Origin of the sequence: Halomonas sp. Cn5-12, from assembly GCF_021532545.1 — a bacterium.
Classification (GTDB): domain Bacteria; phylum Pseudomonadota; class Gammaproteobacteria; order Pseudomonadales; family Halomonadaceae; genus Vreelandella; species Vreelandella aquamarina.
Map to the genome: position 1 here is coordinate 1 of NZ_JAKGAY010000037.1, position 14,151 is coordinate 14,151.

Annotated in this window: 15 protein-coding genes and 1 rRNA gene; 6 read left to right on the top strand and 10 right to left on the bottom strand. The window is 57.9% G+C overall.

The annotated features are described in order from the left end of the window. The 4 genes from rrf to L1249_RS15210 all read left to right on the top strand — a co-directional run. Positions 1 to 83: ribosomal RNA gene (gene rrf / locus L1249_RS17725) — 5S ribosomal RNA — on the top strand; the annotation flags it as partial. 508 nt (positions 84 to 591) lie between these two features. Continuing rightward, positions 592 to 1,101, top strand: a complete 510-nt coding sequence (locus L1249_RS15200) for a reverse transcriptase domain-containing protein (protein WP_228169099.1) — start codon at positions 592 to 594, stop codon at positions 1,099 to 1,101. A gap of 53 nt (positions 1,102 to 1,154) precedes the next feature. Continuing rightward, positions 1,155 to 1,352 carry a group II intron maturase-specific domain-containing protein gene (locus L1249_RS15205; protein ID WP_228169100.1) on the top strand — a complete coding sequence of 66 codons (198 nt, stop codon included), beginning with the start codon at positions 1,155 to 1,157 and terminating at the stop codon, positions 1,350 to 1,352. 326 nt (positions 1,353 to 1,678) lie between these two features. Continuing rightward, entirely contained in the window at positions 1,679 to 3,010 is a 1,332-nt protein-coding gene (locus L1249_RS15210; protein ID WP_058576739.1) for a deoxyguanosinetriphosphate triphosphohydrolase, read from the top strand. Between the two features lie 8 nt (positions 3,011 to 3,018). Here the strand turns inward: L1249_RS15210 and L1249_RS15215 are convergent, their stop codons facing one another. From L1249_RS15215 to L1249_RS15225, 3 genes are all read right to left on the bottom strand, one after another. Beyond that, complete coding sequence (locus L1249_RS15215; RefSeq protein WP_058576740.1) at positions 3,019 to 3,927, bottom strand: nuclease-related domain-containing protein; 909 nt, start codon at positions 3,925 to 3,927, stop codon at positions 3,019 to 3,021. 61 nt (positions 3,928 to 3,988) lie between these two features. Continuing rightward, positions 3,989 to 4,363, bottom strand: a complete 375-nt coding sequence (locus L1249_RS15220; protein ID WP_054641448.1) for a translation initiation factor Sui1 — start codon at positions 4,361 to 4,363, stop codon at positions 3,989 to 3,991. A gap of 1 nt (position 4,364) precedes the next feature. Continuing rightward, positions 4,365 to 5,063, bottom strand: coding sequence for an HAD family hydrolase (locus tag L1249_RS15225; protein ID WP_044630427.1), 699 nt, complete (start codon positions 5,061 to 5,063; stop codon positions 4,365 to 4,367). Positions 5,064 to 5,311: 248 nt separating this feature from the next. Here L1249_RS15225 and L1249_RS15230 point away from each other — a divergent pair, with 248 nt between their 5' ends. Continuing rightward, positions 5,312 to 5,758 (top strand): hypothetical protein, encoded by a 447-nt coding sequence (locus L1249_RS15230; protein ID WP_074211225.1) that lies wholly within the window; start codon positions 5,312 to 5,314, stop codon positions 5,756 to 5,758. Between the two features lie 10 nt (positions 5,759 to 5,768). Here the strand turns inward: L1249_RS15230 and L1249_RS15235 are convergent, their stop codons facing one another. From L1249_RS15235 to tkt, 7 genes are all read right to left on the bottom strand, one after another. Beyond that, complete coding sequence (locus L1249_RS15235) at positions 5,769 to 5,945, bottom strand: hypothetical protein (RefSeq protein ID WP_323133917.1); 177 nt, start codon at positions 5,943 to 5,945, stop codon at positions 5,769 to 5,771. Between the two features lie 121 nt (positions 5,946 to 6,066). Next, positions 6,067 to 7,131 carry a class II fructose-bisphosphate aldolase gene (fba, locus tag L1249_RS15240; protein WP_089676092.1) on the bottom strand — a complete coding sequence of 355 codons (1,065 nt, stop codon included), beginning with the start codon at positions 7,129 to 7,131 and terminating at the stop codon, positions 6,067 to 6,069. Positions 7,132 to 7,196: 65 nt separating this feature from the next. Next, positions 7,197 to 8,366, bottom strand: coding sequence for a phosphoglycerate kinase (locus L1249_RS15245; protein ID WP_058576735.1), 1,170 nt, complete (start codon positions 8,364 to 8,366; stop codon positions 7,197 to 7,199). A gap of 59 nt (positions 8,367 to 8,425) precedes the next feature. Further along, complete coding sequence (locus tag L1249_RS15250; protein ID WP_137095091.1) at positions 8,426 to 9,454, bottom strand: type I glyceraldehyde-3-phosphate dehydrogenase; 1,029 nt, start codon at positions 9,452 to 9,454, stop codon at positions 8,426 to 8,428. Positions 9,455 to 9,513: 59 nt separating this feature from the next. Then, positions 9,514 to 10,236 carry an LrgB family protein gene (locus L1249_RS15255; RefSeq protein WP_054645211.1) on the bottom strand — a complete coding sequence of 241 codons (723 nt, stop codon included), beginning with the start codon at positions 10,234 to 10,236 and terminating at the stop codon, positions 9,514 to 9,516. Next, on the bottom strand, positions 10,226 to 10,579 hold the full coding sequence (locus tag L1249_RS15260) for a CidA/LrgA family protein (RefSeq protein WP_062363377.1): 354 nt from the start codon (positions 10,577 to 10,579) through the stop codon (positions 10,226 to 10,228). Before L1249_RS15260 ends, L1249_RS15255 begins: the two co-directional genes overlap by 11 nt. Before the next feature lie 36 nt (positions 10,580 to 10,615). Further along, the gene (gene tkt, locus L1249_RS15265; RefSeq protein WP_172415800.1) at positions 10,616 to 12,607 is read right to left on the bottom strand and encodes a transketolase; all 1,992 of its coding nucleotides are present in this window, start codon (positions 12,605 to 12,607) and stop codon (positions 10,616 to 10,618) included. A gap of 246 nt (positions 12,608 to 12,853) precedes the next feature. Between tkt and metK the strand changes: the two genes are divergently transcribed. Further along, positions 12,854 to 14,074, top strand: coding sequence for a methionine adenosyltransferase (gene metK, locus L1249_RS15270; RefSeq protein ID WP_228169041.1), 1,221 nt, complete (start codon positions 12,854 to 12,856; stop codon positions 14,072 to 14,074). Positions 14,075 to 14,151 lie beyond the last annotated feature (77 nt).

Here is a 14,151-nt window from a genome sequence, read left to right on the forward strand (position 1 = left end):
CCCATGCCGAACTCAGCAGTGAAACCGCTTAGCGCCGATGGTAGTGTGGGGTCTCCCCATGCGAGAGTAGGTCATCGTCAGGCACTTATACCGCAAAAAACCCAGCCAAACGGCTGGGTTTTTTGTTTGTGCGCCAGGCATGGCGCGCAGCGCCTGACTGGCGCTGTTTCCAAGGGTGGTGCCTTGGAATGACTTGGGGGTGAAAGTCCCCTGCACGCCCGGCAAGGGGAAGTGCTAGCCGACGGCAAGGGTGTCTCCCGCGAGGGAGAATCTGAAGGCAGCCCGAGGCAAAACGCTGGCCTGACGAACAGGAAGCGGATACGAGGCGTCCTGGCGGGGTGAGGTGGCACGCATCACCAAAGCCCGATACTTGCACGGAACGCCATGACGTAAATCCGACAGGCATAAGCGGGAAGGTCGCGCGTCTTACCCTGGGAGGTCTGGTGGTCTGCCTCGGTGCTACCGGCGTCGAGAGGCGACGGGATGGGTCACCAGACGTCAGCAGAGGCCATAGTAAGTGCCGATTCACCCCGGCACCAAGGGCCGAACATGAAGAACCGCGAGTAGGCGATGACGTCTCGAGGATCGATCATGAAGACAGACACTGACGCTGATACCGTCACCCACCCAGAGAGGCAGGGGCGGAACCCTGAGTCCCGGCCGGTGGGCGTCGAGACGGTCCCGGCGTCGTCATCGTGGACGAAAGCGGAGCCCGCCCCGCTCATGGAGGCCGTGGTAGCGAAGGCCAACATGGCGCGGGCTTACCGGAAGGTGGTTGCCAACCAAGGCGCACCGGGTGCCGATGGCATGACGGTGGACCAGCTGGCCGATCACCTGAAACAGTACTGGCCGACGCTGCGTGAGCGGCTGCTGGCCGGTGAGTATCATCCCAGCCCGATCCGAGCCGTCGAGATTCCCAAGCCCAAGGGCGGGACGCGGCAGCTCGGCATCCCCACGGTGACCGACCGGCTGATCCAGCAGGCGCTGCTTCAGGTACTGACGCCGATCTTCGATCCGACATTCTCGGCATCGAGCTACGGCTACAGGCCAGGGCGCAGTGGACCCGCCCCTGGAGCCGGGGGTATCTGGGCTACACGCTGACCCGGCACAAACTGCCAAAGCTAACGCTGGCCAAGGTCAGCTTGCAGCGTCTGATGCAGCGTGTTCGTGAGATCCTCAAACGCGGCAAGGGGCGCAACATACGGCGCGTGATCGAAGAGTTGACCCCGGTTCTACGGGGCTGGGCCAGCTATTTCAGCCTCGTCGATGTGAAGCGCCCCTTGGAAGCGATGGATGGTTGGATACGACGCCGACTACGTTGCGTGATCTGGTGGCAATGGAAGCGCCCATAAACCTGGCGCCGGAAACTCCTGGCACTGGGTCTGGACGAGCAACGTGCCTGGAAGTCAGCGGGAAATGGTCGAGGCCCTTGGTGGAACGCCGGAGCGTCGCACATGAATCAGGCCCTGCCACGGAAGTGGTTCGACCGGCTGGGTCTGATCTCGGTACTCGATACGGTAAGATGGCTTAGTCGTTCTTCATGAACCGCCGTGGTACGGAACCGTATGCCCGGTGGTGTGGGAGGGCGCTGGGGGTGACCCCGGCCCCTACCCGATTTCTATGTGTCGTTTTATGTCCGTGTTTTTATGTCAGAATGTGAACTCCAAGGAGGAGCGCTATGACACAAATGCAATGGGATCAGTTACTTTCCCCTCGACGCCTTCACGATAAACGAACAGATAGCACCCGGGAAATTGGGCGTAGCCCCTTTCATAAAGATCATGATCGCATTGTCTTTTCCGGCTCTTTCCGACGCTTGGGGCGTAAAACCCAAGTGCACCCTCTGACTGAAAACGACCATATTCACACACGTTTAACCCACTCCCTTGAAGTTGGCTGTGTCGGCCGCTCTCTTGGAATGATTGTGGGCGAGCTGCTGCGTGACCGCCTCCCTGACTGGATTACCCCCGCTGATTTGGGCGTTATTGTGCAAACGGCGTGTCTGGGTCATGACATCGGTAACCCGCCCTTTGGTCACGCCGGTGAGTACGCGATACGCGACTGGTTTCGCCGTGCCCAGGGAAGTGGCCTGCTGGAGGGCTTATCAGAGGCAGAGCGCGAAGACCTGCTGACCTATGAAGGCAACGCTCAGGGCTTTCGCGTGATTACCCAGATTGAGTACAACCAGTTTAACGGCGGCATGCGCTTATCGGCGGCTACGCTCGGCACGCTGCTGAAATACCCATGGACGGTACGCTATAGCGGCCGGGCGGGTAAGTTTGGCTGCTACCAGTCAGAGCAGGCGCTGTTAAAAGAGGTAGCAGATGCGGTTGGGCTACTTCCCCAAGGGGAGCAGCGCTGGTGTCGCCACCCATTGGCTTGGCTTGTCGAAGCGGCAGATGATATTTGCTACGCCTTGCTAGACCTGGAAGACGGTCTGGAGATGGGCATTCTTCGCTACGAGGAAGTGGTTGAGATTCTGCGTCAAATTGCCGGTGAGTTCCCACCGGAGTATGCCGAGATGCAGCGTAAAAATGTCTCGCAACGCCGCCGTATCGCCCTACTCAGAGGCGCTGCCATGGAGCGGGCCGTAAACGATGTGGGGGCTGTATTTGTACAGCATGAGCAGGCGCTACTCAGCGGTACCCTCAGCGAAGACTTGTTAGAGCTGTGTCACCCGGATTTAGGTTGGGGTGTGCAGTCCGCCAAGCAGCTGGCTCGTGAGCGTATTTTCCAGAATGAGCGCAAGGCGAAGCTGGAGATTGGTGCTTACACCACGCTGGGTATCCTGTTAGAAGCATTTGTCGGTGCGGCCCATGAGCTGCACCACACCGGGCAAAGCTCTTTCAAGCACCAGCGGGTGCTGGCGTTAATTGGTGAGAATACCCCGCTACCCTCATGGACACTCTATGACAGTTACCGGCGAATGCTGGACTTCATTGGCGGGATGACCGACCACTATGCAGTCGATCTTGCTCAAGAGATGGGCGGCCGCTTACGCGGCGACTGAGCCATCCATTAAACGGACGGCTGGCGGAGATGCTTGAGCTCCATCAGCCGTGCTCGTTCCAGCAGAATGTGGATGACCTTATCGTGAATGGCATCGCTCATCTGTCCTGGGGTTAATTCGGTAAGCTGGCGGGCAAGCTGCTCGCCGCTCACTACCAAGATATCTGACGCAGCTTCGCTTGTGTCGATTTCCCAACCGGGAAGCACTAACACCCCTTTCACGGGTACGGGTACGCCGCAGCGCCGCTCTAACCATTGGGTAAGCCAGCTGACACCCTGACGGGTTTTATGCAGCGGCCGCCGCTCCTGCCAGTGGGGGAAGCGTAACCGCTCACGCTCTACCGCCACACAGTTCAGCTCCTTGCCATCGGTACCAATCGCCAGCGCCCTTGCCCGGGTTTCCACCACAAACACGCCATGAGGGGTCACGACGACATGATCGATAGTGAAACTGTCGGTAGGTACATCGTGGAAAACATAATAAGGGTGCGCTTCGGGGCGCACTAAGCGCTCCAGCTCCTGCCCCACCGCCAACTCGCAGGCAAGCCCCAGCTTTAAGCGTCGAATGCGCTGGTAGTCACGTATTAGCAGCAGCGAAAACGCCAGCACCAAAATGGTACTTAGCAAGCCGTAAAGCGCCCACTCTACCCAGTCTTGTTTATCGACAAACAGCATACGGCCCATGCCATATACTAGCGGCGCTAACGTGACTAATGGCCCCAGGGTGCCATGTAGGAACAGGCTAGAAAAGGCTTGGTCGAGCCTATGACGAAGGGCCTGACCAGGTTCGCGCAGCGGTGCATCAAAGGGTGAGTGTACGCGGGCATCGTGAAGGCTACGCAAGGCTAATACAATGCCGCCCATGGCTGCCATGGGGAACAAGAAGATGAGCGGTAGTAGGTATTCCAACCAAACCATTGTCGTAACTTGCCCTTTAGCCATGAGCTTAAGATCGTGCATCGTGTTATATGGCGATGCATCAACCGCCAGCTAATTTTACCTGATAACCCATTGAGGTTAAGGCATCGCGAAGTGTTTCGCGATGATCGCCTTGAATTTCAACCACGCCCTCTTTAACTGCACCACCCGTACCACAGCGCTGTTTAAGCGTTTTGGCCAGCGTCTTAAGCTCTGCGTGGGCCAGTGGGAGACCGCTGATAGTCGTCACGCCTTTTCCTTTACGCCCGCTGGTTTCACGGCGGATGCGCACAATGCCATCTAATGCGGCAAGACGCTCTTGCTCGCTGGTGTCTTCGCAGCAGCAATTATCAATAGGGGCTCGGCAGTCGGGGCAAGTTTTGCCATGCTCAGTGGAGTAAACAAGGCCACCTAGCTGATCACGTAATGAAGCCATACTATTTCTCTGTTGAGTGATGAAGCATTGCGGCCTGCCATCGCTCGTGGGTCAGTTGTTCAACAACGGCAGGCAGTTGGTACATGTTGCTAATCATAATAGCGCCTTCCGGTGTTGCTTCGGCATCGGGGAAGCGATTCAAATGAATCACTGTCATGCCCGCTTGCAGAGCTGCTTGAACGCCAACTAAGGCGTCATCGATCGCTATGCAGTCTTTTGCCGCAAACCCCATGATACTGGCTGCGTGAAGATGTAAACAGGGCTCTGGTTTCCAACAGTTAGCGGTGTAGCCACTAAATAGCCGGTGAGCAAAGTAATGGCTAAGCCCTGTGGCATTGAGTGCGGTGCGAATCTTTGTTTCTGGCCCGTTCGATACCACCGCGCTTGGGTAGCGTGATAGGGCGTCAAGTGATTCCCGGGCACCGGGAATGGTGGTTAACTCATTGGCTAACCGGTCTGCCAGATTGGCCCGCATGGTTTGTTCCATGCGGTTTAACCGGTCCGCATCTACTTCACCGTAGCGGGTTTGAAGTTCTGCCACAATGCGTCGGAAGCGGGCACCACGAAACTCCCCTAGGTAATCGGAGGAGGCAAACGGTAGGCCCACCGTATTGAGGCCGCGCGCCATCTCTTCAGCAAGCAGGGGTTCGCTATCGACGAGGGTGCCATCACAATCAAACAGCAGAAGTGGAAGCGGCATGGGAATTCCTTGCAGCGTTACAAGCGCTACTCGCGTTAATTAAGCCGACTAGACTGCTATTGAACGAGATTTTTGGGACTTTGTGAACACTGTTTTATAATTTTTTACGGTTAGCCCGCCTCTAGGTGCCATTTATCCATGTCATCACTAAGTTAACTACCCGGTTTTTAAGGCAATCTATGTTAATCGCTAGGAGAAGAGCTATAGTGGTTAGGCGACGCCGCAATAACTACAAAATGGAGATGTATATGCGATTCAACCCTTGGTTACTTTCATTTGTATTTGGTACCGCGCTGATGGCCTCTGCGGCTAGCGTGTTGGCAGAACCTGAGACCAATGCCGATAGCGAGCAGCACCAAGCGCTGGATGATGCGGCGCTAGAAGAGAAGTACGGTATTAAGGCAGGCTCTGTTCAGCGCGATGAGCAGCCTTCCTCTGATATGTCGGCTTCGGAAGCGTCTAGTGCTGAAGAGGACGCTGACACGGCCGAAGTCGATAGCAGCACTGAGGCAAAGAACACTGGCTCTGACACCGAGGGCAGCAGCGCTGAGACGGAGAGCATCAGTACTGATACAGAGAGCAGCAGTACTGATGCCGATAGCGAAAATACTGAAGGTGGCACGGGTGGTACCGGCAGCGCTGAAGATGCGATTGAAAGCGGTGAAGATGAGCAGAGCAACGACGATAACGAGTAACCTACCGCCGTTAGCGGGAGAGGCGTCGTGACTTGGCGCTACTGGGTTTCATCGCTTTCTGGCTGGTAATCCACCAGGGGGCGTACTGACCACTCATCGCGCTGAAAAACGCTTTTTGCATTACGAGGCCAGCTTCTATGCTGGCCTCAATTTTTTCGGTCACCATGCGCTGGTTTTCGCGCATCATAGTGAGAGCTGCCTGGTGAATAAATGTGGGGTGGCGCTCTCTAGTAATAGCCTATTGGTGCTGCATTGCAACAAAAAAGGCGGCCCGAAGGCCGCCTTAGCGTTGCTAATTGCTTAGCTGCTTACTTAATCTTAGGAGCCAACTCGCCGCGCTCGTAGCGCTGGAACATCGCTTCCAGGCTAATCGGCTTGATTTTGCTCGCGTTGCCAGCAGTGCCAAAGGCTTCGTAGCGGGCAATACACAGATCACGCATAGCGGTGACCGTTTCTTTTAAGAATTTGCGCGGATCAAACTCTGACGGATTCTCTGCCATAAAACGGCGCACAGCACCGGTGGACGCTAGGCGCAGGTCGGTGTCGATGTTCACCTTGCGCACGCCGTGCTTGATGCCTTCGACGATTTCCTCAACCGGTACGCCGTAGGTTTCCGGAATTTGACCGCCGTAACGGTTGATCACTTCCAGCCACTCCTGCGGCACGGAGGAGGAGCCGTGCATGACCAGATGGGTATCCGGGATGCGCGCGTGGATCTCTTTGATACGCTGAATGGAAAGCGTGTCGCCGGTCGGCGGCTTGGTGAATTTATACGCGCCGTGGCTGGTGCCAATGGCAATTGCGAGGGCGTCGACCTGGGTAGCCTTTACAAACGCAGCGGCTTCTTCGGGGTCGGTTAGCAGCTGTTCCATATCCAGCTTGCCTTCGGCACCAATGCCGTCCTCTTCACCGGCCATGCCGGTTTCCAGGCTACCCAGGCAGCCTAGCTCGCCTTCTACAGAGACGCCACAGGCGTGGGCCATTTCTACTGCGCGACGAGTGACGCCAACGTTGTAGTCGTAATCCATCGGCGTCTTGCCGTCTTCACCCAGCGAGCCGTCCATCATGACGGAGGAGAAACCGAGCTGGATAGAGCGCTGGCATACCGCAGGGCTGGTGCCGTGATCCTGGTGCATCACTACCGGAATATGCGGGAACTCTTCCACCGCTGCCAAAATCAGGTGGCGCAGGAAGGGGGCGCCCGCGTATTTACGCGCGCCAGCGGAGGCCTGCACGATCACCGGAGAGTCGGTAGCATCGGCGGCTTCCATGATAGCCCGCATTTGTTCAAGGTTGTTGACGTTGAACGCGGGAATACCGTAGCCATATTCGGCGGCGTGGTCGAGCATCTGGCGCATGCTAATTAAAGCCATGGGGTCACCTTATAGGTTGTCAGTGTGAACGGGTGCAGTGAGCGTGCAAGTTCAATTATTACGTATTAGCCGCGCTTGGCCGCAGCTTCAAGTGCAGCAACAGCCGGTAGCTGTTTGCCTTCAACGTACTCTAAAAACGCCCCGCCACCGGTGGAAATATAGGAAATACGGTCGGCAATGGCGTATTTATCAATCGCAGCGAGCGTGTCACCGCCACCGGCAATGGAAAATGCGCGGCTGTCAGCAATGGCATGGGAGAGCTCCTCGGTGCCTTTGCCAAACTGATCAATCTCAAAAACGCCCACGGGGCCGTTCCACAAAATAGTGCCAGCATCTTTGAGCAGGCTGGCCAAGTGGGCAGCGGTGTCCGGGCCGATATCCAGAATCATCTCGTTATCAGCGACCTGGTCCACCGGTTTCACCACTGCTTCTGCGGATTCAGAGAACTCCGTTGCCACAACAACGTCAGTGGGCAGCGGAATAGAGACTTTCTCCATTAGCGCTTTGGCTTGACCGATCAGGTCGGCTTCGTGGAGCGATTTACCCACATTATAGCCTGCCGCCGCGATAAAGGTGTTGGCGATCCCGCCGCCGACGATAAGCTGGTCGCACTTATCAGAGAGTGCGGTCAGCACGTCGAGCTTCGTGGAGACCTTGGAGCCGCCCACAATAGCCGCCATAGGGCGCGCCGGGTTCGCTAAGGCTTTCTCCAGTGCGTCTAGCTCTTGAGCCAGCAGCGGGCCTGCACAGGCGGTGGGCGCAAAGCGGGCCACGCCGTGGGTAGAAGCTTGAGCACGGTGGGCGGTGCCGAAGGCGTCCATCACGAAGATATCGCACAGCGCGGCGTACTGCTTGGCCAGCTGTTCGTCGTCTTTCTTCTCGCCGTTATTGAAGCGCACGTTCTCAAGCAGCACCACGTCGCCGTTGCTGAGCGTGGGCGCGGTGTCGAGGTAGTCGTCGACCAGTTTGACGGGGCTACCCAGCAGCTCGCCAAGGTGTTCGGCCACGGGAGCTAAGGAGAACTCCTCAGCAGGCTCGCCTTCCGTGGGGCGGCCCAGATGGCTCATAAGCATCACTTTGGCACCCGCTTTGGCCGCTGCTTGAATAGTCGGCAGTGCGGCGCGCAGGCGGGCATCGCTGGAAACACGGCCGTTTTTGATCGGCACGTTCAGGTCTTCACGAATCAGCACGCGCTGCCCTTCCAGGGGCAGGTCGGTCATTTTTTGCACGTTCATGTGAGCGGTTTCCTCGTGTTCAAGCGAATGTAAGAGCGCTAGGTAGTGCTGCCCATCAATTAGCGAAACGTTGCCAAGCGCTGGCTGATATCCAGCATGCGGTTGGCAAAGCCCCACTCGTTATCAAACCAGCACAGCAGCTTGATCAAGCGTGTGCCAGCCACCCTGGTTTGGGTGGCGTCTAGAATGCCAGAGCGGGGGTCATGATTAAAATCGATCGATGCCATGGGGGCTTCGGTATAGCCTAGCACCCCTTGTAAGCGCTGCTGGCTGGCGCTGTGTAGCAGCGCGTTCACCTGGGCGGCACTGGTATCGCGACGTACGGTCAGCGCGGCATCCATGGCCGAGACGTTAATGGTGGGTACCCGCACGTGCAGGCACTCAAAACGCCCGGCCAAGCTCGGCATCAGGCGGCTGATACCCACTGCCAAGCCAGTATCCACCGGCACGATCGACTGCATGGCGGAGCGGGTCAGGCGCAGGTCGGTTTGATGATACGCATCGATCACCGGCTGGTCGTTCATCGCCGAGTGAATCGTGGTGGTAACGCCGTGCTCCAGACCCAATGCTTCATCCAGCACGGTAAGCAGCGGCACTAAACAGTTCGTGGTGCAGGACGCCGCAGAGAGAATGCGCTGCGTGGGGGCAAGCTCATGCTCGTTGATGCCCCACACGATGGTGGTATCCACATCGTTTTCAGCGGGCTGGGAGAACAGCAGCCGCTTGGCCCCAGCCGTTAAGTGCTGCTCGGCGGTGGCGCGATCCTTAAAGCTACCCGAGCACTCCAACACTAGGTCGATATCCAACTCACCCCAGGGCAGCGCTTGCGGTTCGCGTTCGCACAGCACGTGGATGCGCTGGCCGTTGACGAGCAGAGCGCTGCCATCGTTGTCCACCTCACCAGGGAAACGCCCGTGGGTGGTGTCGTAACGGGTGAGATAGGTGATGGTGGCGAGGTCAGAAAGCTCATTAATCGCCACCACCTCAAGTTCTGGGTGTTGGCGTTCCACCAGTGCTCTCAGCACGCACTGGCCAATGCGCCCATAACCATTGATAGCAATGCGATATTTAGTGGAAGCGTTCGCCATGTTGCGATGCGGCTCTTAGAAAAAGTGGCCCGATGATAGCGTATTTCACCGGGGGTTGCTTACCCAGCCCCGATGCCCACTAGCCGCCACGCCAGCGGCAACAGCAGCGCGGTAAAAATACCGGTTAGGCTCATTCCGAGCGAGGCAAACGCCCCGGCGGTAGGGCTAATATCAAAGGCCCGCACGGTACCAATGGCGTGCCCATTGAGCCCCAGCGCAAAACCGATGATGCGCTCATCGTTGATACGTAGCAGCCGGGCCGCCAAGCTAACAAAGGGGATGGTCAGCACGCCGGTTACTAGCAGCGAGCCCATTAACAGCGCCACGTTGCCGCCGAGCTGTTCGGTGATGCCGATGGCAATAGGCGCGGTCACCGACTTTGCCGCAATGGAGGCCAAAATGTCTGGGCTTGCTCCCAACAGCCACGCAATGCCCAAGGCATAGCAAGCCGCCAAAGCAGCAGCAATAGGCAGGCAGGCGGCTAGCGGTCGCCAGAGTTCATGGATGTGCGGCAGTTGCTGGTAAAGCGGCATACCCAGCGCCACCGTAGCGGGGCCTAACAGCACGGTTAGCCACGTAGCGCCCTGCTGGTAGGTGGCGTAAGGCAGCCCTAACAGCGCCAGTATTGCGGCCAAAAGGAGTGCCGCGATCAAAATAGCGGGCAGCCAGGAGGGCTTACCCAGCCGTATAAAAACTGCGCTGCCCACCAAATAAGCGGCCAGCGTTAGTCCAACGGCCAGTAAAGGCGTTGCGGTTAAGGTGGGCAGCAGGTTAGTCAGCATGGCTGCGTCCCATCAAACGCGTTAGTAACCATAGGGTGGTGAACACGCTGAGCAGCGTGCCGAGTAGCAGGGCGGCCACAATGGCTAGCCATTGGCCTGCCAGCTCATTCAGAATAAAGAATACACCCACCACGCCCGGCATAATCAGCATAGCCAAAAGTGCGATCAGCGGTTGGGCGGCAGCGGCAAGGCTAGCAGGTACTCTACCGATAACGGCAAGAGTAGTGCACAGCAGTAGCATGCCCACCACCCCAGAAGAGATGGGTAAACCGGAGAAGTGAATGACCACTTCTCCGATCAACCAGTAGCTAATTAGCCATAGCAGACCGTTTAGCGCGGGCATCGCGATGCCCGCACTGGGTGACCCGTGAACAGGGGGTTAACCCAGCAGCTCATTGGCTTGTTTAACAATGTTCTCGACGGTAAAGCCGAAGTGCTTGAACAGCTCGCCAGCCGGGGCCGACTCACCAAAGGTGGTCATGCCAATCACGCGGCCATCGAGACCAACGTATTTGTACCAGTAGTCGGCATGGCCAGCTTCGATGGCAATACGCTTGGTGACGGCTTTGGGTAGCACGCTTTCGCGGTAGTCAGCGTCTTGGCCATTAAAACGGTAAGCGGACGGCATGGAGACTACGCGCACGGCTTTACCCTGCTGCTCCAGTTCGGCCGCGGCGTCCATCGCCAGAGAGACTTCGGAGCCCGTGGCAATCAGGATCAGCTCTGGGGTGCCTTCGCTATCTTTCAGCACATAGCCACCGCACTGGATAGACGCGAGCTGGGCCTTGGTACGCTGCTGGTGGGGCAGGTTCTGGCGTGAAAGAACCAGGGCTGTCGGGCCGGAGTGGCGCTTAATCGCGGCATCCCAGGAAGCGGCGGTCTCCACGGCGTCACAGGGGCGCCACGTGTTGAGATTCGGCGTGGTACGCAGGCTAGTAAGCTGCTCAATCGGCTGGTGCGTCGGGCCATCTTCGCCCAGGCCAATAGAGTCGTGGGTAAACACGTAGATAGCCTGCTGACCCATCAGCGCCGCCATACGCACGGCGTTGCGCATGTACTCCATAAAGATCAGGAAGGTCGCGCCATACGGCACAAAACCGCCATGCAGGGCGATACCGTTCATCACCGCGCCCATGCCGAATTCACGCACACCGTAGTGCAGGTAGTTGCCGCTGGCATCGTCGGGGGTGATCGCTTTCGCGCCCTTCCAGAACGTCAGATTAGATGGCGCTAAGTCAGCGCTGCCGCCGAGCAGTTCCGGCATTTGCGGGCCAATCACGTTCAGCGCTTCAAACGACGCTTTACGCGAGGCAATGCTGTCGCCTTTCTCTTGGGCCTGCTCTATCAGCGCTTCAGTCGTCAACTCCGTGGGCAGCTGCGCTTTCATGCGGCGCTTGAATTCACGTGCTTCTTCCGGGAAGGCTTCGGTGTAGCGAGCGAAGCGGCCTTCCCACTCTTGCTGGCGCGTTTTACCGGCGTCGCGGGCATCCCAGGCGGAGTAAATCGGCTCGGGGATATGGAAAGGCGCGTGCTCCCAGCCCAACTGCTTACGTGCCAGTGCCACTTCTTCGTCACCCAGCGGTGCGCCGTGAGCTTCTTCTTTGCCCTGCTTGTTGGGGGCACCAAAACCGATAATGGTTTTGCAGATGATCAGGCTTGGCTTGTCGTCATGGCTCTTCGCCAGCTCAATGGCCGCCTTGATCTCGTCAGGCTTATGGCCGTCGACGTTCGGCACCACGTGCCAGCCGTAGGACTCAAAACGCTTGGCCGTATCGTCGGTAAACCAGCCTTCGACTTCGCCATCGATAGAGATGCCGTTGTCGTCATAAAGAGCAATCAGTTTGCCCAGCTGCTGAGTGCCTGCCAGGGACGCCGCTTCGTGGGAGATACCCTCCATCAAGCAGCCATCTCCCAAGAAGCACCAGGTGTGGTGGTCAACGATGGTGTGGCCGGGGCGGTTGAACTGCGCGGCCAGGGTTTTCTCGGCAATCGCGAAACCGACCGCGTTGGCAAAGCCTTGGCCCAGCGGGCCAGTGGTGGTTTCGATGCCGGGGGCGTAGCCGAACTCCGGGTGGCCAGCGGTGGGCGAGTGCAGCTGGCGGAAGTTTTGCAGCTGCTCCAGGCTGAGTTCGTAGCCGCTCAAGTGCAGCAGCGAGTAGAGCAGCATGGAGCCGTGGCCATTCGATAGCACGAACCGGTCGCGATCGGCCCACTTGGGGTCTTCGGGGTTGTGCTTGAGGTAGTCATTCCACAGCACCTCGGCAATATCAGCCATACCCATGGGGGCGCCAGGGTGGCCGGATTTGGCCTTCTGAACAGCATCCATGGAAAGGGCGCGAATGGCATTGGCCAGCTCAAAACGGGACGGCATGGGGGTGCTCCTCGCCTGAAAACGGAAAGAATAAAGGTGCTATTGTCGCTGACTTCCCCGGCGGCGGCAAATTCTCAGGGGCACGTTGTGGGAAGAACTTGCAACAGCGTGTAGACTCTGGCTCCCGAAGTGGTGGTGAAAGTGATGGTGCCGCTTCTTTATACGGGCAGGGAACTTCCTGCCATGATTTCCTGCTGATGCTGCGGTCATAACAGAGCAGCCGTCATACAGAGGGTCGAGTGCGCGATGAGCGAATATTCCCTGTTTACCTCCGAGTCCGTTTCCGAAGGCCATCCCGATAAGATTGCCGACCAGATTTCAGACGCGGTGTTAGATGCCATTATCGCCCGGGATAAACAGGCCCGCGTTGCCTGTGAAACGATGGTGAAGACGGGCGTTGCCATTATTGCCGGTGAGATCACCACCTCCGCATGGGTGGATCTAGAGACGCTGGTGCGTGATGTGATTACCGATATCGGCTACACCTCTTCTCAGGTGGGCTTCGACGGTGCCACGTGCGGCGTCATCAACCTGATTGGCAAGCAGAGTGTCGATATTGCTCAGGGCGTTGATCGTACCAAGCCGGAAGATCAAGGCGCGGGCGACCAGGGCCTGATGTTTGGCTACGCCACGAACGAAACCGATTCGTTCATGCCTGCGCCGATCCACTACTCGCACCGTTTGGTCGAGCGTCAGGCGGAGCTGCGTAAAAACGGCCTGTTGCCGTGGCTGCGTCCGGATGCCAAAAGTCAGGTGACTTTCCGCTATAACGCTGAAGGCCAACCGTGTGGCGTGGATGCGATTGTTCTGTCGACTCAGCACGATCCGGAAATCGATCAAGAAGACCTGCGCAAAATGATTAAGCGTGAAGTCATTGAGCAGGTGATTCCCGCTGAGTGGTTGGATGCCAACACCCAATACCACATCAACCCGACCGGCAAGTTCGTGATTGGCGGCCCGGTGGGCGACTGTGGCCTGACCGGTCGTAAGATCATCGTCGATACCTACGGCGGCATGGCGCGCCACGGTGGCGGCGCGTTCTCGGGCAAAGATCCGTCGAAAGTAGACCGCAGCGCCGCGTACGCTGGCCGCTATGTGGCGAAAAACGTCGTAGCAGCGGGCTTGGCGGACAAGTGCGAGATTCAGGTCTCCTACGCCATTGGCGTGGCCGAGCCGACCTCGGTGTCTATCGACACCTTCGGTACTGGCAAAATCGACGACGCTAAAATCGTTGATCTGGTGCGGCAGCACTTCGATCTGCGCCCCTACGCGATCACCAAGATGCTGGATCTGCTGCACCCGATGTACCGTCTGACGGCGGCTTATGGCCACTTTGGCCGCGAGCCGTTCGAGCACAGCTACAGCTGGGTAGACGACAAAGGCGAAACGCACACCGAGACGTTTACAGCCTTCCCGTGGGAAAAAACTGACAAAGCAGACGCACTGCGTCAGGCCGCTGGCCTATAAGCTTCCCGCAAGCGCAATGAGCGTCATGGGTTAGCGAAAAGCGCCCCTTGGTTCACGCCAGGGGGCGCTTTTTTTAT

Coding starts and splice junctions, on each gene's coding strand:
- L1249_RS15200 (WP_228169099.1), top strand. CDS start 592: ATGAAGACAGACACTGACGCTGATACCGTCACCCACCCAGAGAGGCAG.
- L1249_RS15205 (WP_228169100.1), top strand. CDS start 1,155: ATGCAGCGTGTTCGTGAGATCCTCAAACGCGGCAAGGGGCGCAACATA.
- L1249_RS15210 (WP_058576739.1), top strand. CDS start 1,679: ATGACACAAATGCAATGGGATCAGTTACTTTCCCCTCGACGCCTTCAC.
- L1249_RS15215 (WP_058576740.1), bottom strand. CDS start 3,927: ATGGTTTGGTTGGAATACCTACTACCGCTCATCTTCTTGTTCCCCATG.
- L1249_RS15220 (WP_054641448.1), bottom strand. CDS start 4,363: ATGGCTTCATTACGTGATCAGCTAGGTGGCCTTGTTTACTCCACTGAG.
- L1249_RS15225 (WP_044630427.1), bottom strand. CDS start 5,063: ATGCCGCTTCCACTTCTGCTGTTTGATTGTGATGGCACCCTCGTCGAT.
- L1249_RS15230 (WP_074211225.1), top strand. CDS start 5,312: ATGCGATTCAACCCTTGGTTACTTTCATTTGTATTTGGTACCGCGCTG.
- L1249_RS15235 (WP_323133917.1), bottom strand. CDS start 5,945: ATGATGCGCGAAAACCAGCGCATGGTGACCGAAAAAATTGAGGCCAGC.
- fba (WP_089676092.1), bottom strand. CDS start 7,131: ATGGCTTTAATTAGCATGCGCCAGATGCTCGACCACGCCGCCGAATAT.
- L1249_RS15245 (WP_058576735.1), bottom strand. CDS start 8,366: ATGAACGTGCAAAAAATGACCGACCTGCCCCTGGAAGGGCAGCGCGTG.
- L1249_RS15250 (WP_137095091.1), bottom strand. CDS start 9,454: ATGGCGAACGCTTCCACTAAATATCGCATTGCTATCAATGGTTATGGG.
- L1249_RS15255 (WP_054645211.1), bottom strand. CDS start 10,236: ATGCTGACTAACCTGCTGCCCACCTTAACCGCAACGCCTTTACTGGCC.
- L1249_RS15260 (WP_062363377.1), bottom strand. CDS start 10,579: ATGCCCGCGCTAAACGGTCTGCTATGGCTAATTAGCTACTGGTTGATC.
- tkt (WP_172415800.1), bottom strand. CDS start 12,607: ATGCCGTCCCGTTTTGAGCTGGCCAATGCCATTCGCGCCCTTTCCATG.
- metK (WP_228169041.1), top strand. CDS start 12,854: ATGAGCGAATATTCCCTGTTTACCTCCGAGTCCGTTTCCGAAGGCCAT.